The following is a 24,816-nucleotide window of genomic DNA, read 5'->3' as shown; positions in this document are numbered from 1 at the left end:
CCGGCGGCGAGAGGAAGCGCGCATGACAGAACGATCGACGCGGCGATCCGTCCTGACCGGCGCCAGCGCCCTGGCCCTGGTCGCGCCCCTGTTCGGCCTGGCCGCCTGCGGACGCAAGGAAGAGGCGCCGACGCCCGCCGCGCCCGAAGCGCCCAAGGGCCCGCCGGAAGGCTCGCTGGAATGGGCGGTCGCCGGGGCCTGGCGTCCGGCGGACGACAAGGCGCGCGACGTCTGGCGCCACCCGGTCGAGACCCTGCGCTTCTTCGGCCTGCAGCCGAAGATGACGGTGGTCGATTTCTGGCCCGGCAGCGGCTGGTACGCCGAAATCCTGGCCCCTTATCTGAACAAGGGCGGCGGCAGCCTCTATCTGGCGGGCTTCGTCGAGGGGCCGAACGCCGATCCGGCCCAGGTGGCCATCAACAACGCCCTGAAGGCCCGCATCCTGGCCGACAAGAAGCTGTACGGCCCGGTGCAGTTCACCGCCTTCGGTCCCGGCTCGCCGCCGGTGGCGCCGGCGGGGACGGCCGACATGGTGCTGTTCATGCGCTACATCCAGGCCTGGATGGCGGCGGGGATCGCCGAAAAGGCCTTCGCCGACGCCTTCGCGGCCCTGCGTCCCGGCGGCATCCTGGGCATCGAGCAGCATCGCCTTCAGCCGGACGAGGATCAGGATCCGGCCGCCGCCAACGGCTATGTGCAGGAGGCCTTCGTCAAGCAGTTGGCCCAGGAGGCCGGCTTCATCTTCGTCGAGGCGTCCGAGATCAACGCTAATCCGGCCGACACCAAGGACCATCCGTTCGGCGTCGAAACCCTGCCGCCGCGCCGGCTGACGGCGCCCCTGGGGCAGCCCGCCGATCCCGAGTTCGATCGGGCCAAGTATGACGCCATCGGCGAAAGCGACCGCATGACGCTGAAGTTCAGGAAGCCCGAGTGAGCCGCACCGCCGCCTTCGCCGCCCATGCGCCCCTGATGGGGGTGCCCGGCGCCGCCAGTCCGCCGGGGGGCGAGGGCGACTGGTTCCGCGGCGCCGGCGGTCTGCGCCTGCGCGCCGGGTTTTGGACGCCCTCGACCCTGCAGGCCAAGACGCCGCGCGGGACGGTCGTTCTCAGCCCCGGCCGCACCGAGCCGATCGAGAAATATTTCGAGCTGATCGGCAACTTCCTGGCGCGCGGCTTCTGCGTCCTGGCGCATGACTGGCGCGGCCAGGGGTTGTCGGCGCGGCTGCTGCCGGACCGCTTGCGCGGCCACGCCCGCGCGGTCGAGGAGTTTCTCGACGACTACGCACGCCTGCTGGACGCCTATGAGGCGCGCGCGCCCAAGCCGTGGATCATGGTCGGCCACTCGATGGGCGGCGCCCTGAACCTGCTGACGCTGGAGGGCGAAGAGACCCGCTTCGCCGGCGCCGTCCTGTCCAGCCCCATGCTGCGCATCAAGACCGGCAAGCGGTCGATGTGGACGGTCAAGCTGGCGGTGCGCTGGGCCCTGCGTCACGGCAAGGCCGGGGACTATGTGCTGGACGACCCGGACGATCCCTTCGACCACACCTTCGAGAAGGACGGCCTGACCTCGGACCAGGCGCGCTACGATCTGTGGCGGCAGCAGCTCTACGCCTGCCCGCACCTGGCCATCGGCGGCCCGACCTGGGGCTGGCTGGCCTTCGCCCTGGACGCGGGCGAGCGGGCGCTGAAGCCGCGCGCGCTCAAGAGCGTGAAGATCCCGGTCTGCGTGGTTCAGGCGGCCGAGGACGACAAGGTGTGGAAACAGACCAACCGCTGGGCGGCCCGCCGCATGGGCCGCGGCCGCTATGTCGAGGTGCCGACGGCCAAGCATGAGGTCATCATGGAGGTCGACGACCTGCGCGGCGTCTTCCTGCACGAGTTCGACGCCCTGGCCGACTATGTGGCGCCGGGCGCCGCCGCGCCTTCGGCCTCTCCGGCCGCGCGGACCGCCGAACCGGCCTGATCCGTCAGGACAGGCCGAGCAGGGGCAGGGCCTGATCGGTCAGGCGCGCGTCGCCGGCCGCCAGAACGCGGCCGTCGGCGTCGTGCGGCGCCGCGCCGCGCCAGTCGGTGAAGCGGCCGCCCGCAGCCTCGACCAGGGGCTTGAGCGCCGACCAGTCCCAGACCTTCAGCTCGCTCTCGGCCACCAGGTCGATGCGCCCGGCCGCGACCATGGCGTAGGCATAGGCGTCGCAGCCCAGTCGGGCCAGGCGGGCCGAGGCGCGCAGGCGGTCCCAGGCGGCGCGGTCGGCGCCGACGAAGATCTCGGGATCGGTGGTGGCGATCAGGGCCTGGCCCAGATCGGGGCAGGCGCGGGTCTTCAGCGGGGTCTCGCGTCCGCCTTTCAGCAGGCGCGCCCCCGACGGGCCGCCCAGGAAGACCTCGTCCAGATAGGGCTGGCCCACGGCGCCGATCACGGGCGCGCCTTCCTGGCGCAGGGCGATCAGGGTGGTCCACAGGGGCAGGCCGGCGATGAAGGCGCGGGTGCCGTCGATCGGATCCAGCACCCAGACATGGTCGGCCTCGGGGCGATCCTCGCCGTATTCCTCGCCGATGACGCCGTGGTCGGGATAGCGGGCGGCGATCAGGCGGCGGATGGCCGCCTCGGCGGCGCGGTCGGCCTCGGTCACGGGGTCGAAGGCGCCGGGGCCGCCCTTGTCCTCCTGGGCGAAGTCGCCGCGGAAGAAGGGCAGGGCGACGCGGGCCGCTTCATGCGACAGGGCGACGGCGAAGGATTCCAGCTCGGTCATGCCCCGGCCATACACCGCCCCGAGCGTGATGGCCCCAAATTCATTGAATTAAGCGTTCAGTGAACCGGGTAGGCGATCAGGCGGCGGCGGCCAGGGGCGCGTCGGGGCGGGGTTGGCTGTTGTCCGGGCTTTCGCCCGCGCCGTCATAGAAGTAGCTGACCGGCGTCTGCAACGCCTCGGCCAGCTCCCACAGACGGGCGGCCGAGATGCGGTTGGCGCCGCACTCGTACTTCTGGATCTGCTGGAACCGTATGCCGACACGGTCGCCCAGCTGCTGCTGGGTCAGGCCCAGCAGGCGGCGACGGCGGCGCAGGCGACGACCCAGGTGAAGGTCGATCTCGGCGGGCATGACGACTCTCCTGTCTCTCTCGGCCTGTGCCGAATCGGCACGGACGAGGCGTTTCGCCGCAAGCGTCGTGCCGTTGTCGCCCTTGACCCGCGGCGCAACCCGACACCCGCCCGCGCATTAACGGCGAAGGCAGTGAGCCTTGCAGGAAGGAAGAAGCATGGGTGGATTTGGATTTATCGCCTGGATCATCATCGGCATCGTCGCCGGCTGGCTGGCGGAAAAGATCATGAAACGGGATCACGGCCTGCTCACCAATCTGATCGTCGGCGTCGTCGGCGCCCTGATCGGCGGGTTTTTGGCCAATAATCTGCTGGGCGTGGACGCGGCGGGCAACTGGATCGTGGGGGTCATCGTGGCCACCATCGGCGCGGTGGTTCTGCTGTTCCTGCTCGGTCTGGTGAAGCGGCGCACCTGATCGCCGTTATCACACAAGAAAAAAGGGGCGGCCCGTCGGGCCGCCCCTTTTGCCGTCGAACCAGACGATTTAGTGAGGTTCGTCGCCGTGCGGTTCGTCGCTGGTCGGCTCATCGGCCGGCGGCGTGTCGGCCGGAGGGGCGTCAGCCGCCGCGTCCGGGGTGGGTTCAGCCGTGTCCGAGGCGATCGGAGCGGCCGACTGAATGTCCGAGGCGCTGGCGTCGACGACGATGTCGGCGCCGTCCTGACGGATGCCGGCCAGAGGCACCGGGCGGACCTGGCCGTCGGCGGTGCGGACGGTCAGTTCCTGGCCGTTGGCGCCGTTCTGGACGCCGACCAGTTTGCCGATCTCGGCGCCGTCGCTGCCCTTGACGGTCGAGCCCGGCGTCAGGGTCAGGCTCTGGGGTTGAGCCGCGGCCGCCTCAGCGGGAGCCGGTTCGGGCGTCTGCGGCGTCGTGGCGTCCTGGGCGAAAGCCGGGGCGGCGATGAGGAAGGCGCCGGCGATGCCGGTCAGCAGGGCGGTCTTGCGGATCATGAGAAACTCCTGAAAGGGCGAGCCCGGCGCTCGCGAAAAAATGAACCCCCGTGATCTCTGATGGTTTCCTCTGCCCTGAAATGACCTTTTACTCGCCTCAAACGACCGATTCTTGCTCTTCGGAGGTTGATTGACCAAACCGAGCGCAAAACACGACCCTTGGCGGATCACGCGTCGCCTGGCGGGACTGGCCTATGAGCTGACGCCGCAGATGTTCGCGGTCGCCACCTTCCTGCTGGGCGGGGTGATGTTGCTGTCGGCGGCGACGCCCGCCTTCAGCGACCGGCTCAGCGCGCTCGGGCGCTTCTATCCGCCGTTGCTGATCGACCTGTCCCACTTTGCGGCGAGCGTGACGGGCTTTGTCCTGCTGCTGATCTCTGCGGGTCTGTGGCGACGTCGGCGGGGCGCCTATTACGCGGCGCTGGCGGTCCTGTTGGTGGGGGCGGTCTTCTCGCTGATGAAGGGGCTGGACTGGGAGGAGGCGATCGAGCTGACCCTGGCGGCGGCCCTGTTGACGCCATGCCGCTCGGCCTTCAATCGCCGCTCGCGCCTGGGCGAGCCGCTGCGGCCGGGCTGGCTGCTGATGCTGGCGGCGGCGGTGGCGGCCATGCTGTGGCTGGGCTTCTTCGCCTATCGCGACACCGCCTATACCGACGAGCTGTGGTGGACCTTCCTAGTGGACAAGCAGGCTTCGGGCTTCCTGCGCGCCGGGGCGGTGCTGGCTCTGCTGACCCTGGCGGTCGGGGTGCGCTCCCTGCTGACGGCGCCGGGCGCCCGCAGCCACGGCCCGGCCGCGCCCGCCGACGTCGAACGCGCCCGTCAGGCGCTGGAGACGGCCGATATCGCCACGCCCGAGGCGAGCCTGGCCCTGCTGGGCGACAAGGCCCTGTTGTTCAGCCCGTCAGGGCGCAGCTTCATCGCCTATCGCGTGCGCGGCCGCCGCTGGATCGCTATGAGCGAACCGGCCGGACTGAAGGAAGAGCGGCTGGAGTTGTTGTGGGCCTTCGCCGAGATGGCCGACAGCTACGGCGGGGCGGCGGTCTTCTATTCGGTGAGCGAGGGGCTGCTGGCCGACCTGGCGACGCTGGGCCTGGCCATGCGCAAGGTGGGCGAGGCCGCCGTGATCGACGCCGCCCATTTCACGACCGAGGGCAAGGGCAAGCAGAACCTGCGCACCGCCGTGAACCGGGCCGAGCGCGAGGGCGCCAGCTTCGAGGTGGCGCCGCCGGGGGCGGCGCGGGCGCTAGAGGTCGAGTTGCGCGCCGTGTCCGACGCCTGGCTGAACCACCACAACGGCTCGGAGAAGGCCTTCTCCTTGGGCCGGTTCGACATCGACTATCTGGACCGTTCGCCGATCGCCGTGGCGCGCGAGAACGGCCGCATCGTCGCCTTCGCCAATCTTCTGGTCGGGACGGGCGGGCGCGAAGCGATGATCGACCTGATGCGGCATGACCCCGAGGGACCACACGGGATCATGGATTATCTGTTCACCCGCACGGCCCAGTGGGCGCGCGAGCAGGGGATGGAGCGGCTGGATCTGGGCATGGCGCCCCTATCGGGTCTGGAGGACCGCCGCATGGCCCCGGTCTTCGCCCGCGTCGGCGCCCTGGTGTTCGAGGAGGGGGGCGCCGTCTACGGCTTCCAGGGCCTGCGCGCCTACAAGGCCAAGTTCGGCCCCGCCTGGCGGCCGAAGTTCATCGCTGCGCCGACGACCACGCCCCTGGCGTTGGCCCTGCTGGACGTGGCCCTGCTGACCAGCGGCGGCTGGCTGGGCCTGCTGGGGCTGAAGAAATAACCGCCAGGCGCAAAAAAGGCGGCCCGCAGGGGCCGCCTTCTTCGTTTCGGCGGGTCGCCGGGATCAGTCGGCGCGGACGCGCTTCTTGCGGAAGGAGGGGTTCAGGACTTCCTTACGCAGGCGGATCGACTTGGGCGTGACCTCGACCAGTTCGTCTTCCTCGATATAGGCGATGGCCTGTTCCAGGCTCATCTTGCGCGGCGGGGTCAGGCGCACGGCCTCGTCCTTGCCCGAGGCGCGGACGTTGGTCAGCTGCTTGCCCTTGATCGGGTTGACGTCCAGGTCGTCGGAGCGGCTGTTTTCGCCGATGATCATGCCCTGATAGGTCTTCTCGCCGGCGCCGACGAACATGACGCCGCGCTCTTCCAGGTTCCACAGGGCGTAGGCCGCCGTGTCGCCGTCCGAGTTCGACACCAGCACGCCCTTCAGGCGGCCTTCGATGGCGCCCTTGTGGCCTTCATAGTGGCTGAAGACGCGGTTCAGCACGCCCGAGCCGCGCGTGTCGGTCAGGAACTCGCCCTGATAGCCGATCAGCGAGCGCGACGGGCACTTCAGCTGGATGCGGGTCTTGCCGGCGCCCGAGGGGCCCATGTCGGTCAGCTCGGCCTTGCGGGCCGACAGCTTCTCGATGACCACGCCCGAGAATTCGTCGTCGACGTCGATGACCACGTCTTCGATCGGCTCCATGCGTTCGCCGTTCTCGCCGGTCTGATAGACCACGCGCGGACGGCTGATCGACAGTTCGAAGCCCTCGCGGCGCATGTTTTCGATCAGCACGCCCAGTTGCAGTTCGCCGCGACCGGCGACTTCATAGGCGTCCGAGCCCGGCGTCTCGGTGATGCGGATGGCGACGTTGGCCTCGGCTTCCTTCAGCAGGCGGTCGCGGATGACGCGCGACTGCACCTTGTCGCCTTCGCGACCAGCCAGGGGGCTGTCGTTCACGCCCACGGTCATCGAGATGGTCGGCGGGTCGATCGGCAGGGCGTCCAGGGCGTCGGTCACTTCCAGGGCGCACAGGGTGTCCGCCACGGTGGCCTTGGACATGCCGGCGATGGCGACGATGTCGCCCGCCTCGGCGCCCTCGTCGACCGGCTGGCGCTTCAGGCCGCGGAAGGCCAGAACCTTGGTGATGCGGCCCTGCTCGATGGTCTTGCCGTCGCGCGACATGGCCTTGATGGCCATGCCCGGAACCGCCTTGCCCGAGTGGATGCGGCCGGTCAGCAGGCGGCCCAGGAAGGGATCGCTTTCGATCAGCACGTTCAGGATCTGGAACGGCTCGTTGACGCGATCCTGTGCGGCCGGCGCCGGGACGTGCTCGACGATCAGATCGTACAGCGGGTGCAGGTTGTCGTTCGGCTGGGCCAGGTCCAGCGTCGCCCAGCCCGAACGGCCCGAGGCGTAGATGACCGGGAAGTCCAGTTGTTCGTCCGTGGCGCCCAGGGCGGCGAACAGGTCGAAGGTCTCGTTCAGCACGCGGTCCGGGTCGGCGTGGGCGCGGTCGACCTTGTTGATGCACAGGATGGGACGCAGGCCCATCTTCAGCGCCTTGGTCAGCACGAACTTGGTCTGGGGCATGACGCCTTCTTCGGCGTCGACCAGCAGGACGCAGCCGTCCACCATGCCCAGGATGCGCTCGACCTCGCCGCCGAAGTCGGCGTGGCCCGGCGTGTCGATGATGTTGATGCGGGTCTCGCCGGCCTTGCCGTTCCACAGGATCGAGGTGCACTTGGCCAGGATGGTGATGCCGCGTTCGCGCTCCTGATCGTTGGAGTCCATGGCGCGTTCCGTGGTCGCCTCATTGGCGCGGAACAGGCCCGACTGGGCGAGCAGGGCGTCAACCATGGTCGTCTTGCCGTGGTCAACGTGGGCGATGATAGCGATGTTGCGCAGGTTCATTTCGGGCTCGGGCGGACTGTGTTCGGTCACGGAAGGGCCGCGCCGCTGCAAGAAGATTGCAGAGAAGGGAAGGGTTCGGCGCGCCTCTTACAGGGATGCGGGCCAAAACGCCAGTCCAGTGCGTGATCGCGTTCAGCAGGCGGGCGTCGTCAGGTTTCAGCCCAGCGGCAGGAAGGCTATCACCGCCAGCGCCAGCAGGCCGATCAGCAGGGCCGACAGGGCGGCGACGGCGGCGACGCGCGGCCCGGCGCGAACCACGGCGCGCGGATCGACCATCAGCCCCAGCGCCGCCATCGCGATCAGCGTCAGCGCCGAGACCGATACCTGCAGCGGCGGCAGGACCGCCTCGGGCAGCCAGCCCAGCGAACGGACGGTCATCAGGGCCAGGAAGACCAGGATGAACCAGGGGGCCATCTGGTGCAGCCTGGGTCCGCGCCCGGCTTCGCTCTGTTTCGAGCGCATCAGGCCCAGGACCAGACAGACCGGCCCCAGCATCAACACGCGCACCAGCTTGACCACGGCGCCCGTCTGGACAGCGGCCAGGCCGGCGGGGGCGGCGGCGGCCAGCACCTGAGGCACGGCGTAGACGGTCAGGCCGGCCAGCACTCCGACGCGCGTGGCGTCATAGCCCATCATGGCCCCGACCACGGGAACCAGCAGCACCACGGCGACGCCCAGAACGGCGGTGAAGCCGATGGCGGCGGCCACGTCTTCTCCCTCCGCTTCGATGACGGGGGCTACGGCGGCGATGGCCGAGTTGCCGCAGATGGCGTTGCCGCAGGCGACCAGCAGGGCCATGGCGTGCGGCAGGCCGAACGCCCGCCCCAGCGCATAGCCGCCGACAATGGCCGCGGCGACCACGCCGACGATGGCCAGAAGCAGCCACGGCCCCAGCGCCGCCACCGCCGCGCCCGAAACGGTCGCGCCCAGCAGGGCCACGGCGACCTCCAGCAGGGTCTTGGCGCTGAAGCTGATCCCCGGCGTCCACAACGACGAGGGCGTCCACGCCAGACGCAGGCCCGCTCCGATCAGGATGGCCAGAACCAGCCCCTCGATCCACGGATGCTCGAACAGTCGGGTTTCGACGATCTGCAATCCATAGGCGACGGCGCCGATGGCAGCCGACAGCGCCACCCCGGGCAACAAGCGCGCCAGGCCCGTCAGGCGACGAGAAGGAGCGGCAGGATCGAGGACGACGGTCATGCGGCTCTTATCCGCTCCGCTCTCCGATCGATCCAACGCGTAGTTATGGACTTAACGATCAACATGATCGATCAATGGCGTATGACGCTGGAACAGCTGCGCATCTTCGTCGCCGTGGCCGAGCGCCTGCACATGACGCGGGCGGCCGAGGCGCTGCATCTGACCCAGTCGGCGGTCAGCGCGGCGGTCAATGCGCTGGAGACGCGGCACGGGGCGCGGCTGTTCGACCGGGTCGGGCGCGGCCTGGCCCTGAACGCGGCGGGAACAGCCTTTCTGCCGGAGGCCAGGGCGGTGCTGGCGCGGGCCGAGGCGGCCGAACGGCTGCTGGATGAACTGGCGGGGCTGAAGCGCGGCTCGGTGCGGCTGTTCGCCAGTCAGACCATCGCCGCCTACTGGCTGCCGCCGCGCATGGCGGCCTTCGCCCAGAGCCATCCGGGCATCGAGCTGCGCCTGTCGATCGGCAACACCCATCAGGTGGTCGAGGCAGTCCTGGCGGGGGAGGCGGAGCTGGGTCTGATCGAGGGCGCCGAGGACGCCCCTCGGCTGGAGCGGACGCGGATCGCCGCCGACCGGCTGATCGTGGTGGCGGCGCCGGGACATCCGCTGGCGGATCGGGAGCGAATGTTGGGAGCGACGGAGCTGAAGGCGCTGGACTGGGCCCTGCGTGAGGCGGGCTCGGGCACCCGCAGCGAGTTCGAGGCGGCGCTGCCGCGCGGCATGGACGCTTCTGACCTGAAGACGGCGCTGGTGCTGCCGTCCAATGAGGCCATCCTGACGGCGGTGGCGGCCAGCGCAGGGGGCGGCCTGGTCACGGCGATCTCGGAACTGGCCGCCCGGCCCCTGATCGAGGCGGGGCGGCTGGTTCGTCTGCCGCTCGAACTGCCCGAGCGGCCCTTCTATCGGCTGCGCCACCGCGAGCGCAGCGCCAGCCGGGCGGCGGAGGCCTTCGCCGCCGCCCTCTAGCCGGACTTAGACCTGAGCCGAACGGCGGCGCACCCAGGCGTAGAGGGCGTAGGTCAGGACGGCGAAGGCGATCAGCCCGGCCCACATGGCGGGCCAGCCGCTGTCGGCGGGCAGCAGGGCGAAGGGCGCCTCCTTCTTGGTGCCGACGATAACGGCGGCGGTGAAGACGCCGAACAGGCTCTCGCCCACGATCAGGCCGGACGCCAGCAGTACGCCCATGCGGCGGGCCACATCGGCGTAGCGGGTCGACTTGACCGCCCGGTCGTACAGCCAGCCGCAGACCGCGCCGATGACCAGCATGGTGGTGACGGCGGCGGGCAGATAGACGCCGATGCCCGCAGCCAGCGGCGGCAGCTTGATCCGGTCCTTGGTGGCGCGGCGCAGGATGACGTCCAGGATGATGACCAGAACGCCGACCACCGCGCCGATGCCGATCAGATCCCAGCGCAGGTCGCCGCTGATGACTCCCTTGGCCAGGGCCGAGATTAGGGTCGCCTGGGGCGCGGCCAGGGTCTGGGAGCCCTGGACGATGGCGGGCGGGCCGCCTTCGAAGCCGAAGGCCTGGTTCATCATGTCCAGCACGAAGGGGATGACCAGGGCCCCGGCGACCACGCCGACCAGCAGGGCCGTCTGCTGACGCCAGGGCGTGGCCTCGACCAGCTGGCCAGTCTTCAGATCCTGCAGGTTGTCGTTCGAGATGACGGCCACGGCGAAGACGATGGCGGTGACGATCAGGGCGAAGGCGATCACCGACGGATCGGCCGGAACCCCGGCGATGGCCAGCACGCCCAGCATCAGCAGGGAGGCGATGATGATGGCCAGGATGCCGACGCCTGACACCGGGCTGTTCGACGAGCCGATCAGACCCGCCATATAGCCGCAGATGGCCGCCACCGCGAAGCCGATGACCACCACATAGACCAGGCCGCCGATCACCAGCAGCGGGGCCGAACCTGCCAGGGCGGTGCCCTGGGCGACGACAGCCAGAAGCACGGCGATGCCGACCAGGGCGGCGACCGACAGCAGGCCGACGATCTTGATGGGGATGTCCTGTTCAGTCAGCTCCAGCGCCTCGCCGTGGGCGCGGCGCGACTGGGCCGAGACGGCCGAGGCCAGGCCGGCGATCAGCGGTTTGGCCAGCTTGGCCAGGGTCCACAGGGCGGCCACGCCAATGACGCCGGCGCCGATGAAGCGGACTTCGCGCGCCCACACGGTCATGGCCAGGCCCTCGGCCCCGCCGTCGGCCGGCACGGTCGCGGCGATGGACGGCACGCCGTTTGCGGTCGCCCAGGCGACGAACTCCGGCGAGGTCAGGATGGGCACGAAAATCAGCCAGGCCAGGACTAGGCCGAACAGCTGGGTCAGGCCGACCGCCAGACCGATCAGGTGGCCGGCGCCCAGAAGGGCGAACTGCATGGAGAAACCGACGCCGGTCGCTCCGCCGCCCATGGCTGCCGGAAGGCGCAGGAAGGCGGTGGTCTCATGGGCGAAGACGCGGGCCGAGGCCAGGAAGCCGAAGAAGGCCGAGGCGATGGCGCCGCCGATGACCACGAACAGGCCGGACTTGTTCTCGCGCACGGCCTCTTCGGTCTGGTCCGCGCCGGGCGAACCGACCTTCAGCACCTCGGCGGCGGCGACGCCCTCGGGGTAGGGCAGGCCGCCCTGGACGACCAGGGTGCGGCGCAGGGGAATGGAGAAGGTCACGCCCAGGACGCCGCCCAGGATGCAGATCATCACCGACTCCCAGAAGGGGAAGTTCATCCACCAGCCGATCATGACCAGACCGGGCAGGACGAAGATGATCGAACTCATGGCGCCGCCGACCGAGGCGACGGTCTGGACGGTCATATTCTCCCAGATGGTCGAGCCGCGGAACGCCCGCAGCAGGGCCATGGAGATGACCGCCGCCGGAATGGCCGAGGCGAAGGTCAGGCCGACCTTCAGCCCCAGATAGGTGTTGGCCGCCGTGAAGACCGCCGCCAGCAAGCAGCCCAGGATCAGGGCGCGGATCGTCAGTTCGATGCGTTTGCCGGTTCCGGCGGGTTTGTCCGTCATGCGGGGTTCTTTCCGTTGTCGCGCGGGAGGTAACCCTGAAAGCGCGGCCATGACAACGGGCCGCGTTCTTATCCTTCTCCCCTTGCGGGAGAAGGACTAGCTTCTCTCCATGCCCGAATTGCCTGAAGTCGAAACCGTCCGTCGCGGCCTGGAGCCCGTGCTGGAGGGCGCGCGCCTGACCGCGCTGCGCCAGAACCGGCCGGACCTGCGCTTTCCTTTCCCCGAGCGCTTCATCGAGCGGCTGGAAGGGGCGACGGTGCTGCGGCTGGAGCGGCGCGCGAAGTATCTGCTGTTCCCCTTGTCGACCGGCGAGACCTGGGTGACGCACCTGGGCATGACCGGCCGATTCACCCTGGAGGGCGTCGCCCCCGGCGTGTTCGAGACGGACGCCCCCGTCGTCGGCAAGCATGAACATATGAGCCTGACGGCCGACCGGGGCGGGGCGCTGACGCGGCTGGGCTATGCCGATGCGCGGCGCTTCGGCTTCATGGGCCTGATCCCGACCGAGGCGGTCGAGGGGCACGCCTGGTTCGCCAAGCTGGGGCCGGAGCCTCTGGGCAACGCCTTCTCGGGCGCGCATCTGGCCGAGGCTTTCGCGGGCAAGGCGCAGAACATCAAGGTCAGTCTGCTGGACCAGAGCATCGTGGCCGGTCTGGGCAATATCTATGTGTGCGAGGCCCTGTACCGGGCGCGCATCTCGCCCCTGGCGGCGGCGGGCGAGATCAGCCGTCCCCGGCTGGAGCGTCTGGCGGCGGAGGTCCGCAATGTGCTGGGCGACGCCATCGCGGCGGGCGGTTCGACCCTGAAGGACTTCGCCAACGTCGAGGGCGGCCAGGGCTATTTCCAGCACCGCTTCGACGTCTACGGCCGCGAGCATGAGCCGTGCCGCACCGAGGGCTGTCGCGGCGTGGTGAAGCGCATCGTGCAGGGCGGCCGCTCGACCTTCTTCTGCCCGCTCTGTCAGAAGGGATGAGGGGTGTTCCTGTGAGCCGCCCGAGGCGCTAGACCTGCCCCGAACGAGTTGAGAGGAGCGCCTGATGGCCGACGCCTATTCCACCCTGCTGATCGAACGCCACGCGGACGGCTATGCGGTCGTCACCCTGAACCGGCCTGAGGCGCTGAACGCGCTGAACACCACCCTGACCGGCGAACTGGGCGACTTCCTGGAGAGCGTGGCGGACGACGACAGCGTGCGCTGCGTGGTCCTGACCGGCTCGGCTAAGGCTTTCGCGGCGGGCGCCGACATCAAGGAGATGGCGGATCAGGCCTATGCCGACATGTATCGCGGCAACTTCTTCGCCCGCGCCCACGACCGGGTGGCCAGTTTCCGCAAGCCGATCATCGCGGCGGTGTCGGGCTATGCCCTGGGCGGCGGCTGCGAGCTGGCCATGCTGTGCGACTTCATCATCGCCTCGGACACGGCCAAGTTCGGCCAGCCCGAGATCAACCTGGGCGTAGCTCCCGGCATCGGCGGCTCGCAGCGCCTGACCCGCGCCGTGGGCAAGGCCAAGGCGATGGACATGTGCCTGACCGGGCGGATGATGGACGCCGCCGAGGCCGAGCGCGCCGGTCTGGTCTCGCGCGTGGTGGCGTCGGACGCCCTGCTGGACGAGGCGCGCGCCGCCGCCGCCAAGATCGCCGGCCAGTCGATCCTGGCCGTCATGGCCAATAAGGAGCTGGTCAACGCCGCCTTCGAGACGACCCTGGCGCAAGGGGTGGTGTTCGAGCGCCGCCTGTTCCACTCCCTGTTCGCCTTCGACGATCAGAAGGAAGGCATGGCCGCCTTCGTCGAGAAGCGCAAACCGGCTTTCACGGGTCGCTGAATCCGCATCGGGGCCGGACGCTGCGGGGCGCAAACCCCGGCCCCGACTCAATTCCCGCCGATCGCGTTGACCGTTCGGGGGCTTTCCGCTATAGCCGCCCGCTCTTGAGATTTTCTCGCCGTGGACGTGTGGTTTGCGGCGTTTTCGTTCGAAGGTTTTTACCCGATGGCCAACAATGCAGGCGCCCGCAAGGCGATCCGCAAGATCGAAGCGCGGACCGAAGTGAACAAGGCCCGCCGCACCCGCGTGCGCACCTACCTGCGCAAGTTCCAGGAAGCCCTGACGGGCGGCGACGTCGAAGCCGCCAAGGCCGCCTTCATCACCGCCCAGTCGGAACTGATGCGCGCCGTGTCGAAGGGCGTGGTTCACAAGAACACCGGCTCGCGCAAGGTCAGCCGTCTGGCCGCCCAGCTGAAGAAGCTGTCGGCCGCCTGATTTCACAGGGCGCTCGGACAGGTCTTCACGGCTTCGTCAAACGGCGCAATGTGACGGCTACGGAGGGCCTGTAACAGGCATTTCGTAAAAGAATGTAAGAATTTCAACGGCGAGGAAGCGCAAGCTCCCTCGCCGTCTTGCTGTCTGCTCCTAAGTCGCGCTTACGGATTCGGGTTCTCGATTGAGGCGAAATCGCCATTTTCCCAAGCCCTGCCGAGGTTTGCCGGAGTCAATCAATTTAAGTGCGAATCTCGACTCGAATCAGCGTTGATCTCCGCCGCGCCGGGGGTAAGTTGAAGGGGTAACGCGCTTCCGTCCTGTTGGGATGAAGACGAGGGAAATCAATGGTTTCCCTTGGCGCGAGATGTCTGTCTGTGAGTACGACCCCGCTTGCGAAGCCCCGCTTCGCGAGGCGAGAGAAGTCGTCCCCGGACGTGGCGTCTCGAAGGGCGTTCGTCGGTGATAACTCTTGTGGCGGGTGTTCTGAATGATCGGGGGCGCGGTGATGGCGGGAATGACGGATCCCAACCGTATCTGGACCGAGGCGGCGGACCGCCTGAAGGCTGAGATCGGGGACGGACCCTTCAGCAGCTATATCGCGCCCTCTGCGGTGCGCGTGGACTCCCAGGGCAATCTGATCCTGGTGACGCCGACCGCTTATGCGCGCGACTGGGTGCGCAAGAACGCCCTGCGTCGCATGAACGAGCTGTGGCTGGGCCTGGACGGCCTGTCGCGTCGTCTGGAGGTGCGCTGCCGCGCCGAGATGGGGTCGGCGCCGCCGTCGGGCCTGCGCGACGCCCCGCGCCTGGCCTCGATCAGCCCCGCCCCGGCCGCTCCGGCCGCTGCCGCGCCCGCCTTCGCGGCGGCGACCGACGGCGCCCGCGCCGTGCGCGCCGCCGGCCTGCAGGAGCGCCTAACCTTCGACAGCTTCGTCGAGGGCCACGGCAACGCCTTCGCCCTGGCTATCGCCAAGCAGGTGGCGACCTGGGCTGACGGCCACTTCAACCCCGTCTTCTTCTGCGGCCCCTATGGCTACGGCAAGACGCACCTGCTGAACGCCATCGCCTGGGAGGCCCAGCGCCTGCGGCCGGACGCCAAGGTGGTCTATCTGACCGCCGAACGCTTCCTGTCGACCTTCGTGCGCGCCATGCAGGACCGCTCGACCGCCGCCTTCAAGGAAAGCCTACGCTCCGCCGACATGCTGCTGCTGGACGACGTCCAGTTCGTCGGCGGCAAGACGAGCACCCAGGAAGAGCTGCTGAACACCCTCACGGCCCTGATCGAGGACGGCAAGCGCATCGTCCTGTCGGCCGACCGCGCGCCCATGGCCCTGACCGACGTTGAGCCGCGCCTGCGCAGCCACCTGGCCGCGGGCCTGACCTGCCCGGTCGAGGCGGCCGACCGCGACCTGAAGGTCGCCGTGGCCCAGTCGCGTCTGAACGCCCTGGCCCAGCTGGGCGTCGTCTCGGGCGAGGCCCGCGCCGACGTGCTGGAGCATCTGATCGACCGCACCCCCGGCTCCATGCGTGAGCTGGAAGGCGCCGTGAACACCCTGGCCGCCGTCGCCGGAAGCCGTCTGTCGGCCCTGACGGTGGACGAGGTCCAGTCCCTGCTGGGCGCCGCCCTGCGCACGGGCCCCGAGCGCCGCATCACCGTGGACGAGATCCAGAAGACGGTGGCCGAGCACTTCAACCTCAAGCAGGCCGACCTGCTGAGCGAGCGCCGCACCCGCGCCATCGCCCGCCCGCGTCAGGTCGCCATGTATCTGTGCAAGCAGCACACGACCCGCTCCTATCCCGACATCGGCCGCCGCTTCGGCGGGCGCGACCACACCACCGTCCTGCACGGAGTCCGCAAGATCGAGGAGCTGATGCCCAAGGACGACCAGATCGCCCGCGACGTGGAAGCCCTCACGCGCAAGCTGCGCGGGTAAACCCAGCAGCATCGCAGCCTCTTTCTTTCGTCATCCTCCGGCTTGACCGGAGGATCCAGCGGCGCCGACGGCGATCTTCGCCGCAAGCGTCGTGCGCGCGTCTTTCGCGCTGACGCGCGCCGCTGGGTTCCCCGGTCTGCGCCGCTCCGCGGCTTGCCGGAGAATGACGGAAAGAGGATCCAGCCTGTGGAAATCGGGGGCAGACGGCTTGTAGGCGCCTCTGCCCGTTGCCCCCCGCGCTCAATGCGCTAGTGTTCCTGCCCATATTTACGGCGACGCTGCTTCGGCGGGGTCGCGACCGGGCGAGACCAAATGCAGCTGACCATCGAACGATCCGCGCTTCTTCGGGCCCTGGGGCACGTCCAGAGCGTGGTCGAGCGTCGCAACACCATTCCGATCCTGTCCAACGTGTTGCTGAGCGCCGGGCGCGACCGCCTGTCGTTCGCCGCCACCGACCTGGACATGGAGATGGTCGACGAGGCCGAGGCCCAGGTGAACGTCGAGGGCCAGATCACCGCCCCGGCCCACACCCTGTATGAGATCGTGCGCAAGCTGCCGGACGGCGCCGAGGTGTCGCTGACCTATTCGGGCGACGATCCGCGTCTGGTGGTGGCGGCGGGCCGCTCGCGCTTCAACCTGCCGGTGCTGCCGGCGGGCGATTTCCCGGTCATGTCGACCGAGGCTTCGGGCGCGCGCTACACCCTGCCCAAGGAAGACCTGGCCCGCCTGATCGACAAGACGCGCTTCGCCGTCTCGACCGAAGAGACGCGCTACTATCTGAACGGCCTTTATCTGCACACCGTGGCCGACGGCGGCATTCCGCTGCTGCGCGCCGTGGCCACCGACGGCCACCGCCTGGCCCTGGCCGAGACGCCGGCGCCGGAAGGCGCGGCGGGCGGCCCCGGCGTCATCGTGCCGCGCAAGACAGTGGATCAGGTCCGCCGCCTGCTGGACGACGGCGCCGGCCCTGTCGAGGTCCAGGTCTCGGCCCAGAAGATCCGCTTCGAGTTCGGCGAGGCCAGCCTGACCTCCAAGGTCATCGACGGCGCCTTCCCCGACTATCTGCGCGTCATTCCCAAGGGCAACGACAAGCAGGCCGACATCGACAACAGCCTGTTCGCCAAGGCGGTCGACCGGGTGGCCACCATCTCGGCCGAAAAGAGCCGCTCGGTGAAGCTGGCCTTCGACAACGACCGGGTGAAGCTGACCGTCCGCAACATGGAAGCCGGCCAGGCCGAGGAAGAGGTCGAGATCGGCTATTCCGACGAACCGTTCGAAATCGGCTTCAACGCCCGCTACCTGCTGGACGTCGCCGGCCAGATCACCGGCGAGACGGCCCACTTCAAGTTCGCCGACCCGGCCAGCCCGACCCTGGTGCTCGACCCGGCCGACGTGGGCGTGCAGTACGTGCTGATGCCGCTGCGGGTGTAACCACGCCGCTCACCCCGGCGGACGCCGGGGTCCAGTGAGGGCCGCGCCGGGAGGTTGGATGTATTTCTACACCTACATCCTGGCGGGGCGCCGCAACGGCACGCTTTACACCGGCTCCACCGACGATCTGCTGAAGCGGGTCGTCGAGCATCGCGAGAAGCTGCGCGGCGGTTTCACGGCGAGATATGATGTCTCCCGCCTCGTCTGGTATGAGCACCACGGCACGCGCGACGAGGCCTTTCGCCGTGAGCGCCAGATCAAGGAATGGCGCCGTGAATGGAAGCTGGACCTGATCGAGCGGATGAATCCGGCTTGGGATGATCTGCTGCCGACGCTGCTTTGATCTGTGCTGAACCTATACCCCGCTCATCCGGGCGGACGCCGGGATCCAGTCCTTTGGCTTCAAACGCGCAGAGCGTGCTTCGCACTGGGCCCCGGCGTCCGCCGGGGTGAGCGGTTTCTTCTTCAGCGCCTCTACGCCAAATCGGTGTATCTGCTGATCAACGCATGATCATCTCCCTCGCCCTCACCGACTTCCGCTCCTATGCGGGCGCGACCCTGCCGGTTTCCGGCGGAACCGTCGTGCTACATGGACCGAATGGGGCGGGCAAGACCAACCTTCTGGAAGCCGTCAGCCTGCTGACCCCCGGCAAGGGGCTGCGTGGGGCGACGGCGGCCGAGATGGGACGGCGCGAGCCGGGCGAGGCGGTCGGACGGCCGTGGGCCGTGGCGGCGACGCTGCGGGGCGCGGACGGCGACGAGCTCCGCCTGGGCACCGGCGTCCAGACCATGGGGCCGTCGGCGCGGCGCATCGTGCGCATCGACGGCGAGACGGCGCCGCCGGGACGGCTGCTGGATCATCTGCGCCCGGTCTGGGCCACGCCCGAGCAGGATCGGCTGTTCTCGGACGCGCGGGCCGAGCGGCTGCGGTTCTTCGACCGGCTGGTTTTCGCCGCCCATCCCGATCATGCGGCTGTCGTCTCCACCTATGAAAAGGCCCTGCGCGAGCGGTTGCGGCTGCTGACTGACGAGACGCGCCCGGCCGATCCTCTGTGGCTGGACGCGCTGGAGGCCCGGTTGGCCGAGAGCGGGGCGCGGGCGGCTATGGCGCGCGCTGGGGCGCTGAAGGCGCTTCAGGCCGGGATCGACGCTCGCGCCGACCGCCCCTTCCCGCAGGCCGATCTGGGGCTGGCCGGTCCGGCCGAGGAGATGGCGGCGGCCGGGGCAGACGAGGCCGACATCGTCGAGGCGCTGGGCGAGGGCTTGATGCGCGCCCGCGCCCGCGACGCGGCGGCGGGGCGCAGCCTGTTCGGGCCGCACCGCTCGGACCTGACGGCGCTGCACCGCGAGAAGAACCGGCCCGCCGCCGAGGGCTCGTCCGGCGAGCAGAAGGCCCTGGTGCTGAACCTGATCCTGGCCCAGGTGGCGCGTCTGGCGGATCAGCCCGCACAGCCCGTTTTGCTGCTGGACGAGGCGCCCGCCCACCTGGACGAAGCCCGCCGCGCCGCCCTGTTCGACGAGATCGAGGCCCTGAAGCTGCAGGCCTTCATGACGGGCACCGAGCGCCCGCTGTTCGCGGCGCTGGAGGGACGCGCGCAGTTCGTGGCGGTGGAAGGCGGCGGCCTGTCCGCCTAGGGCTTAAAGGCTCGCTTTTCCCGTCAAATTTCCTATATATCGAGGACTTCGGGACGCGCTGATTTGCGCCCCCGAGACGGGCGGCCGTAGGGCCGCCTCTTCCCTGTCCGTCCACGGACCCTGAGCCGACGTTTTCATGACCGAACAGACTGCTCCCTCGCCTGAGTACGGCGCCGATTCCATCAAGGTTCTCAAAGGCCTGGACGCGGTGCGCAAGCGCCCCGGCATGTATATCGGCGACACGGACGACGGCTCGGGCCTGCACCACATGGTCTATGAGGTGGTGGACAACGCCATCGACGAGGCTCTGGCCGGCCACGCCGACCTGGTGACGGTCACCCTGAACGAGGACGGCTCGGTCACCGTGACCGACAACGGGCGGGGCATCCCGACCGCCATCCACGCCGAGGAAGGCATTTCCGCCGCCGAGGTCATCATGACCCAGCTGCACGCCGGCGGTAAGTTCGACCAGAACTCCTACAAGGTGTCCGGCGGCCTGCACGGCGTCGGCGTGTCCGTGGTCAACGCCCTGTCCGACTGGCTGGAGCTGGTCATCTATCGCGACGGCAAGAAGCACAGCGTCCGCTTCGAGCGCGGCGAGACCGTGCGCTCGCTGGCCGTCGTCGGCGACGCGCCGATGCGCGAGGACAAGGGCCGTCTGCTGACCGGCACCGAGGTCACCTTCTTCCCCTCCGTCACGACCTTCAGCCACATCGATTTCGACCTGAAGACGCTGGAGCACCGCCTGCGCGAGCTGGCCTTCCTGAACTCGGGCGTGGTCATCAAGCTGTCGGATCATCGCGGGCCTGAGCCGATCGAGATCATGCTGCACTATGAGGGCGGCGTCGAAGCCTTCGTGCGCCACCTCGATAAGTCTAAGACCCCGATCCTGAAGGACGTCATCGTCATTCGCGGCCAGAAGGACGGCATCGAGCTGGACCTGGCCCTGTGGTGGAACGACAGCTACCACGAGACCATGCTGTGCTTCACCAACAACATCCCGCAGCGGGATGGGGGCACCCACCTGTCGGCCTTCCGCGCCTCGCTGACCCGCGTCATGGGCAGCTATATCGAGAGCTCGGGCCTGGCCAAGAAGGAGAAGGTTGCGCCGACCGGCGAGGACGCCCGCGAAGGCCTTACCTGCGTCCTGTCGGTCAAGGTGCCGGACCCTAAGTTCAGCTCGCAGACCAAGGACAAGCTGGTCTCGTCCGAGGTGCGGCCGGCGGTCGAAAGCCTGTGCTCGGAAGGTCTGGCGACCTGGTTCGAGGAACACCCGGTCGAAGCCAAGATGATCGTTTCCAAGATCATTGAGGCGGCGTCCGCTCGCGAAGCCGCCCGCAAGGCGCGCGACCTGACCCGCCGCAAGTCGGCGCTGGAAATCAGCAGCCTGCCCGGCAAGCTGGCCGACTGCCAGGAACGTGATCCGGCCAAGTCCGAACTCTTCATCGTCGAGGGCGACTCCGCCGGCGGCTCGGCCAAGCAGGCGCGCAACCGCGAGAACCAGGCCGTCCTGCCCCTGCGCGGTAAAATCCTGAACGTCGAGCGCGCGCGCTTCGACCGGATGCTGTCGTCGGACCTGATCGGCACCCTGATCCTGGCGCTGGGCACCGGCATCGGCCGCGACGACTTCAACGCCGACAAGCTGCGCTATCACAAGATCATCCTGATGGCCGACGCCGACGTCGACGGCGCCCACATCCGCACCCTGCTGCTGACCTTCTTCTATCGTCAGATGCCGGAGCTGATCGAACGCGGCCACGTCTACATCGCCCAGCCGCCGCTCTATAAGGTCTCCAAGGGCAAGCAGCACCGCTACGTCAAGGACCAGGCGGAGATGGACGCCTATCTGATCGAGGAAGGCAGCGCCGAGGCCGCGCTGGAGCTGGCCTCGGGCGAGGTGCGCGCCGGACGAGACCTGCAGGAACTGGTGCGCGAGGCCAAGGGCTTCAAGGCGCTGGTCGACCGGCTGGCGACGCGGGCTCCGGCCTTCGCAATTGAACAGGGCGCCCTGGCCGGCCTGTTCAGCGAGAACGCCGGCGAGCTGGCCGACCGCGCCGCGCGTGCGGCCGAACGGCTGAACCTCTACGCCGAGGAAGGCGACGGTCCGTGGAGCGGCGAACTGGCCGCCCAGGGCGGGGTGGCCTTCAACCGCGTACGCCGCGCCGTCAGCGAGACCATCGTGCTGGACGAGGTGCTGGGCCGCTCGCTGGACGCCCGCCGTCTGGCCGAACGCGCCGCCGCCTTCGACGGCCTGTTCTCGGCTCCGGCCGTCTATCGCCGCAAGGATAAGACCACGACCATCCGCGGCCCGCTGGACCTGCTGGCGGCGGTGCTGGACGCAGGCAAGAAGGGCATCGCCATCCAGCGCTACAAGGGCCTGGGCGAGATGAACCCGGAACAGCTGTGGGAGACGACGCTGGACGCCAACGCCCGCACCCTGCTGCAGGTGAAGGTCGAGCATGGCGACGACGCCGACGACCTGTTCGCCAAGCTGATGGGCGACGTGGTCGAGCCGCGCCGCGAGTTCATCCAGGACAACGCCCTGGACGCCGCCGTCGACGCCTGATCGTGGGGACTGCGCGCGGCGCCGTCAGGCGCCGCGGCGGTCCTGCTCGACCCTGTTTCGGCCGTTCTGCTTGGCGCGGTAGAGGGCGTCGTCGGCCGCCTTGATCAGATAGTTCTCGTCCGGGTGGCCCTGATGGGCGGCGACGCCGATCGAGGCCGTGATGCTGAAGGGGGGCAGGCCCGCCGCCGCGATCGGCTTGGCGGACAGGGCCAGGCGCATCCGTTCGGCGATGGTCGCGGCCTGGTGCAGGCTGGTTTCGACCAGGACCACCAGGAACTCCTCGCCGCCGTAGCGGAAGACGAAGTCGCTGGGCCGCACGTTCTCGGTCACGGCCTCGGCCACCTGGCGCAGCACCTCGTCGCCGACCGGATGGCCGTGCGTGTCGTTGATCCGCTTGAAGTGGTCCACGTCCAGCAGCAGCACCGACAGGGGGGTGTGGTTGGCGTTGGCGAAGCCGATCTCGCGGCTCAGGATCGACGACAGGAAGCGCCGGTTCAGGGCGCGGGTCAGCGGGTCGCGGCCGCCCTCCATGCCCGCCAGCCCCTGGAACATCTCGTTCAGCAGGAAGGCGACTTCCTCGACGGCGGCCTCCAGCGCCTTCAGCGGCGCGGCCAGGTCGGCCGGGATCGCGTCGGGGGTGAAGCGCGGCAACAGCTCCGTGTCGATCCGCTCCATGGTCGCGTTCAGCCGCGTCAGATGGGGCGAGCCGTCGAACAGGAAGTCGGCCCGGTGCCGAATCCACAGGCCGAACGGCGAGGCGCCCAGGGCGCCCGCCCCGTCGACGCCGCCCGAAGCCAGGATGCGGAACAGGGTCTTCTGGCTCCACTCCATCAGGCTCGCGCGCTGACTTTCGCGCTCGAAATGGATGTCCTGATCCAGGGAGAAGAGACGGTAAGCTTCGTCCAGACGCGCGCGGTTGCTGGCGCCCTTCTCATAGGACTGGCTCATCAGGCGCAGGGCGTGGTCGATACGCTGGCCGGCCAACCGCAGCAGGTCGAAGGCAGCCGCGTCGCCGGCCAGGTCGTCCGCCAGCCGGGCCTTCAGCACCGCGGCGCCTGCCATGACCAGATGCATGGGAATCTTGATGCGGGCGTGGACCTCGCCGATCTTGGTCTGGCGGGCGATGAAGGCGGCGTCGCGCGTGTCCAGATCCGGGGCGAACAGGTCGATCAGCCATCGACGCAGGGACGGGCTGAGACGCTCCTGGACGATGGAGTGATGCAGGAAGGTCTGGGCGTCCGGGTCGTTGAGCAGCACCTGATAGAAGGCGGCCACCATGGCGTCGGCGTTGGCGTTCAACAGCGCGCGCAGACGCTCCAGGCTTTGCGGATCGAGCAAAGGTTCAGGAACGCAGGACGGGGTGGCCACGGCGGACGTCGGGTTGGGCAAGGCGGCGACTCTGACTGTTTACACTACAGGTTCGGCCGCCTGGGCGTCGCCTCAGGCGCTGAGGGTGAACAAGAGCCGCCCGAACCAGGGGCGTGCGCCCCTAGGCGAGCCGATAGACGCCGTACCCCACTCCGGCAAGGGGCGGGGCGCCTTGCGCCGCCGCTTTAGCGCGGGCGTCCCGCCTCGATGAAGGCGCGGATGGACGGGTAGATGGTCGTGCTGCGCTGGCCGTCGCAGAGCATGTCCTTGATGTAGGAATCCAGCGAGTTCTTGGCGATGGCGTCGAAGTCGTAGCCGTCGTCGATGCGCTCCTGCTCCGCGCCGTCCGGGCCGTAGAGAACCTCCACGCCCGGCTTGGACTGGTTGGCGCTGCAGCGGATGCTGATCTGGCCGGCGGAATAGGACAGGTCGTCGGTCGCGCCCGACGCCGGCACGCGCGCCAGCAGGGCCGTGCGTGCGCCGTCCCCCTCGGTGATGGAATCCACGTCCAGCATGAAGACCGTGGCCGAACTGCGCGAGACGACGTGCCAGCTTTCGGCCAGGGCGGGTGAAGCGGCCAGAGCGGCGACGGCGGCTATGGCGATGACGATTGGTTTCATAGCATCCTCCCCAGGAAGGAACCGAGTTCACTCCTGTTGGAGAAAAAACACAATGGCCCAGCCGTGCGCCCGCCCTGGTCGAGGTTTCGCCGTTATCGCGGGGCAGGCTGGCGTGATGCGCCATTCGCTCCGTTTCGCCCTTGTTCCCGCTGTTGCGGCCAGCGCCCTGATGAGCGTCTCGGTCGGGGCCGCCCCCGTACAGGCCGCGAGCCCGGCGGCTGCGCCCGCCGCGGCGCCGTTCCAGTCGTCGCGCATCCTGGTCGAGACGAAGGGGCACGGGCCGGACGTGGTGCTGATCCCCGGCCTGGCCTCGACCTCGGCGGTCTGGGCGCGCACGGCGGCGGCGCTGGAAGGGCGTTACCGCGTGCATCTGGTGACCGTGCGCGGCTTCGGCGAGACGGCGCCCGGCGGCAACGCCGAGGGGCTGGTCGGCGCGCCCACGTCCGCCGAGATCCGCCGCTACATCGAGGAACAGGGGCTGCGACGACCGGCTCTGATCGGCCACTCCATGGGCGGCCAGGTGGCGCTGCGGGTCGCGGCCGACGCGGGCGACCGCATCGGCAAGGTCATGGTGGTGGACGCCTCGCCCTTCTTTCCGTCGCTGATCAGCCCCGGCTCGACCGCCGCCGACGTCGAGCCGCTGGCCCGCATCGCCTATCAGGGGCTGATGCTGCTGGGGGATGAGGCCCTGCGGACACAGGCGTCTTCCATGGGGCTGGAGCTGGGCGGCGCGGCCGACAATGTTCTGGGCGGCCTGGGCTGGCAGGGCGGGGACCGCCGGGTTCTGGCCCAGGGCCTGTATGAGGTGATGACCACCGACCTGCGCGCGCGCCTGCCGCTGATCGAGGCGCCGGTCACCGTCGTCTATGGCTGGAGCCCCGACGACCGCAGCCCGCGCAGCCATGTCGACGGCCTGTTCCGCGCCGGCTACCGCTCCCTGCCGCGCCCCGCCGCCTTCGAGCGGATCGAGGGGGCCGAGCACATGGTCATGATCGACCGCCCCCGTCAGTTCCAGCAGGCGGTCGAACGCTTCCTGCGCTGAGGCG

Annotated in this window: 21 protein-coding genes and 1 pseudogene; 14 read left to right on the top strand and 8 right to left on the bottom strand. The window is 69.1% G+C overall.

Going from position 1 to position 24,816, the window contains the following annotated elements; genetic code table 11:
- The first annotated feature begins 22 nt into the window (after positions 1-22).
- Both B3D50_RS15705 and B3D50_RS15700 read left to right on the top strand, forming a co-directional pair.
- Complete coding sequence (locus tag B3D50_RS15705; RefSeq protein ID WP_269296537.1) at positions 23-934, top strand: class I SAM-dependent methyltransferase; 912 nt, start codon at positions 23-25, stop codon at positions 932-934.
- A complete protein-coding gene (locus tag B3D50_RS15700; protein ID WP_269296536.1) occupies positions 931-1,962 on the top strand; it encodes an alpha/beta fold hydrolase in 1,032 nt (343 codons plus the stop codon). The genes B3D50_RS15705 and B3D50_RS15700 overlap by 4 nt, the downstream gene beginning before the upstream one ends.
- 4 nt (positions 1,963-1,966) lie before the next feature.
- Here B3D50_RS15700 and hisN read toward each other — a convergent pair whose 3' ends face one another.
- Together hisN and B3D50_RS15690 are read right to left on the bottom strand one after the other, a co-directional pair.
- Positions 1,967-2,749, bottom strand: coding sequence for a histidinol-phosphatase (gene hisN, locus B3D50_RS15695; protein ID WP_286952606.1), 783 nt, complete (start codon positions 2,747-2,749; stop codon positions 1,967-1,969).
- Between the two features lie 127 nt (positions 2,750-2,876).
- Positions 2,877-3,098 (bottom strand): annotated as a pseudogene (locus B3D50_RS15690) (helix-turn-helix domain-containing protein); the annotation flags it as partial.
- 157 nt (positions 3,099-3,255) lie between these two features.
- Here B3D50_RS15690 and B3D50_RS15685 point away from each other — a divergent pair.
- Positions 3,256-3,513 (top strand): GlsB/YeaQ/YmgE family stress response membrane protein, encoded by a 258-nt coding sequence (locus B3D50_RS15685; protein ID WP_040346361.1) that lies wholly within the window; start codon positions 3,256-3,258, stop codon positions 3,511-3,513.
- A gap of 69 nt (positions 3,514-3,582) precedes the next feature.
- Here the strand turns inward: B3D50_RS15685 and B3D50_RS15680 are convergent, their stop codons facing one another.
- On the bottom strand, positions 3,583-4,047 hold the full coding sequence (locus tag B3D50_RS15680) for a superoxide dismutase (protein WP_269296534.1): 465 nt from the start codon (positions 4,045-4,047) through the stop codon (positions 3,583-3,585).
- 130 nt (positions 4,048-4,177) lie between these two features.
- On the opposite strand from B3D50_RS15680, the gene B3D50_RS15675 reads away from it, so the two are divergent.
- Positions 4,178-5,842, top strand: a complete 1,665-nt coding sequence (locus B3D50_RS15675; RefSeq protein ID WP_286952604.1) for a phosphatidylglycerol lysyltransferase domain-containing protein — start codon at positions 4,178-4,180, stop codon at positions 5,840-5,842.
- A 63-nt stretch (positions 5,843-5,905) separates the two neighbouring features.
- Here the strand turns inward: B3D50_RS15675 and typA are convergent, their stop codons facing one another.
- Positions 5,906-7,738: a translational GTPase TypA gene (typA, locus tag B3D50_RS15670; protein WP_269297170.1), complete on the bottom strand. Its 1,833-nt coding sequence runs from the start codon at positions 7,736-7,738 to the stop codon at positions 5,906-5,908.
- Between the two features lie 156 nt (positions 7,739-7,894).
- Positions 7,895-8,941, bottom strand: a complete 1,047-nt coding sequence (locus B3D50_RS15665) for a YeiH family protein (RefSeq protein ID WP_269296532.1) — start codon at positions 8,939-8,941, stop codon at positions 7,895-7,897.
- Between the two features lie 63 nt (positions 8,942-9,004).
- Between B3D50_RS15665 and B3D50_RS15660 the strand changes: the two genes are divergently transcribed.
- A complete protein-coding gene (locus B3D50_RS15660; protein WP_286952602.1) occupies positions 9,005-9,904 on the top strand; it encodes a LysR substrate-binding domain-containing protein in 900 nt (299 codons plus the stop codon).
- 6 nt (positions 9,905-9,910) lie between these two features.
- On the opposite strand, the gene B3D50_RS15655 is transcribed toward B3D50_RS15660, so the two are convergent.
- Complete coding sequence (locus tag B3D50_RS15655) at positions 9,911-11,959, bottom strand: OPT family oligopeptide transporter (RefSeq protein ID WP_286952601.1); 2,049 nt, start codon at positions 11,957-11,959, stop codon at positions 9,911-9,913.
- A gap of 109 nt (positions 11,960-12,068) precedes the next feature.
- On the opposite strand from B3D50_RS15655, the gene mutM reads away from it, so the two are divergent.
- The 8 genes from mutM to gyrB all read left to right on the top strand — a co-directional run bounded on the left by mutM (position 12,069) and on the right by gyrB (position 21,782).
- Positions 12,069-12,932, top strand: a complete 864-nt coding sequence (gene mutM, locus B3D50_RS15650; protein ID WP_286952600.1) for a bifunctional DNA-formamidopyrimidine glycosylase/DNA-(apurinic or apyrimidinic site) lyase — start codon at positions 12,069-12,071, stop codon at positions 12,930-12,932.
- 64 nt (positions 12,933-12,996) lie between these two features.
- Positions 12,997-13,782, top strand: coding sequence for an enoyl-CoA hydratase (locus tag B3D50_RS15645; protein ID WP_286952598.1), 786 nt, complete (start codon positions 12,997-12,999; stop codon positions 13,780-13,782).
- A 165-nt stretch (positions 13,783-13,947) separates the two neighbouring features.
- Positions 13,948-14,217 carry a 30S ribosomal protein S20 gene (gene rpsT / locus B3D50_RS15640; RefSeq protein ID WP_040346357.1) on the top strand — a complete coding sequence of 90 codons (270 nt, stop codon included), beginning with the start codon at positions 13,948-13,950 and terminating at the stop codon, positions 14,215-14,217.
- Positions 14,218-14,731: 514 nt separating this feature from the next.
- A complete protein-coding gene (gene dnaA, locus B3D50_RS15635; RefSeq protein ID WP_286952597.1) occupies positions 14,732-16,150 on the top strand; it encodes a chromosomal replication initiator protein DnaA in 1,419 nt (472 codons plus the stop codon).
- Positions 16,151-16,462: 312 nt separating this feature from the next.
- Positions 16,463-17,581, top strand: a complete 1,119-nt coding sequence (dnaN, locus tag B3D50_RS15630; protein ID WP_003166402.1) for a DNA polymerase III subunit beta — start codon at positions 16,463-16,465, stop codon at positions 17,579-17,581.
- 58 nt (positions 17,582-17,639) lie between these two features.
- Complete coding sequence (locus tag B3D50_RS15625) at positions 17,640-17,924, top strand: GIY-YIG nuclease family protein (RefSeq protein ID WP_286952596.1); 285 nt, start codon at positions 17,640-17,642, stop codon at positions 17,922-17,924.
- A 164-nt stretch (positions 17,925-18,088) separates the two neighbouring features.
- A complete protein-coding gene (gene recF, locus B3D50_RS15620; RefSeq protein ID WP_286952595.1) occupies positions 18,089-19,216 on the top strand; it encodes a DNA replication/repair protein RecF in 1,128 nt (375 codons plus the stop codon).
- Between the two features lie 136 nt (positions 19,217-19,352).
- Complete coding sequence (gene gyrB / locus B3D50_RS15615; protein ID WP_046652559.1) at positions 19,353-21,782, top strand: DNA topoisomerase (ATP-hydrolyzing) subunit B; 2,430 nt, start codon at positions 19,353-19,355, stop codon at positions 21,780-21,782.
- Positions 21,783-21,806: 24 nt separating this feature from the next.
- Here gyrB and B3D50_RS15610 read toward each other — a convergent pair whose 3' ends face one another.
- Both B3D50_RS15610 and B3D50_RS15605 read right to left on the bottom strand, forming a co-directional pair.
- The gene (locus B3D50_RS15610; RefSeq protein ID WP_286952594.1) at positions 21,807-23,171 is read right to left on the bottom strand and encodes a GGDEF domain-containing protein; all 1,365 of its coding nucleotides are present in this window, start codon (positions 23,169-23,171) and stop codon (positions 21,807-21,809) included.
- A 164-nt stretch (positions 23,172-23,335) separates the two neighbouring features.
- Positions 23,336-23,770, bottom strand: coding sequence for a hypothetical protein (locus B3D50_RS15605; RefSeq protein ID WP_003166397.1), 435 nt, complete (start codon positions 23,768-23,770; stop codon positions 23,336-23,338).
- A 115-nt stretch (positions 23,771-23,885) separates the two neighbouring features.
- Between B3D50_RS15605 and B3D50_RS15600 the strand changes: the two genes are divergently transcribed.
- A complete protein-coding gene (locus B3D50_RS15600) occupies positions 23,886-24,812 on the top strand; it encodes an alpha/beta fold hydrolase (protein WP_286952593.1) in 927 nt (308 codons plus the stop codon).
- Positions 24,813-24,816: the final 4 nt, after the last annotated feature.

The organism is Brevundimonas sp. UBA7507, assembly GCF_002478355.1.
Taxonomy (GTDB): domain Bacteria; phylum Pseudomonadota; class Alphaproteobacteria; order Caulobacterales; family Caulobacteraceae; genus Brevundimonas; species Brevundimonas diminuta_D.
This window is presented reverse-complemented; position numbering and strand designations above follow the sequence as displayed.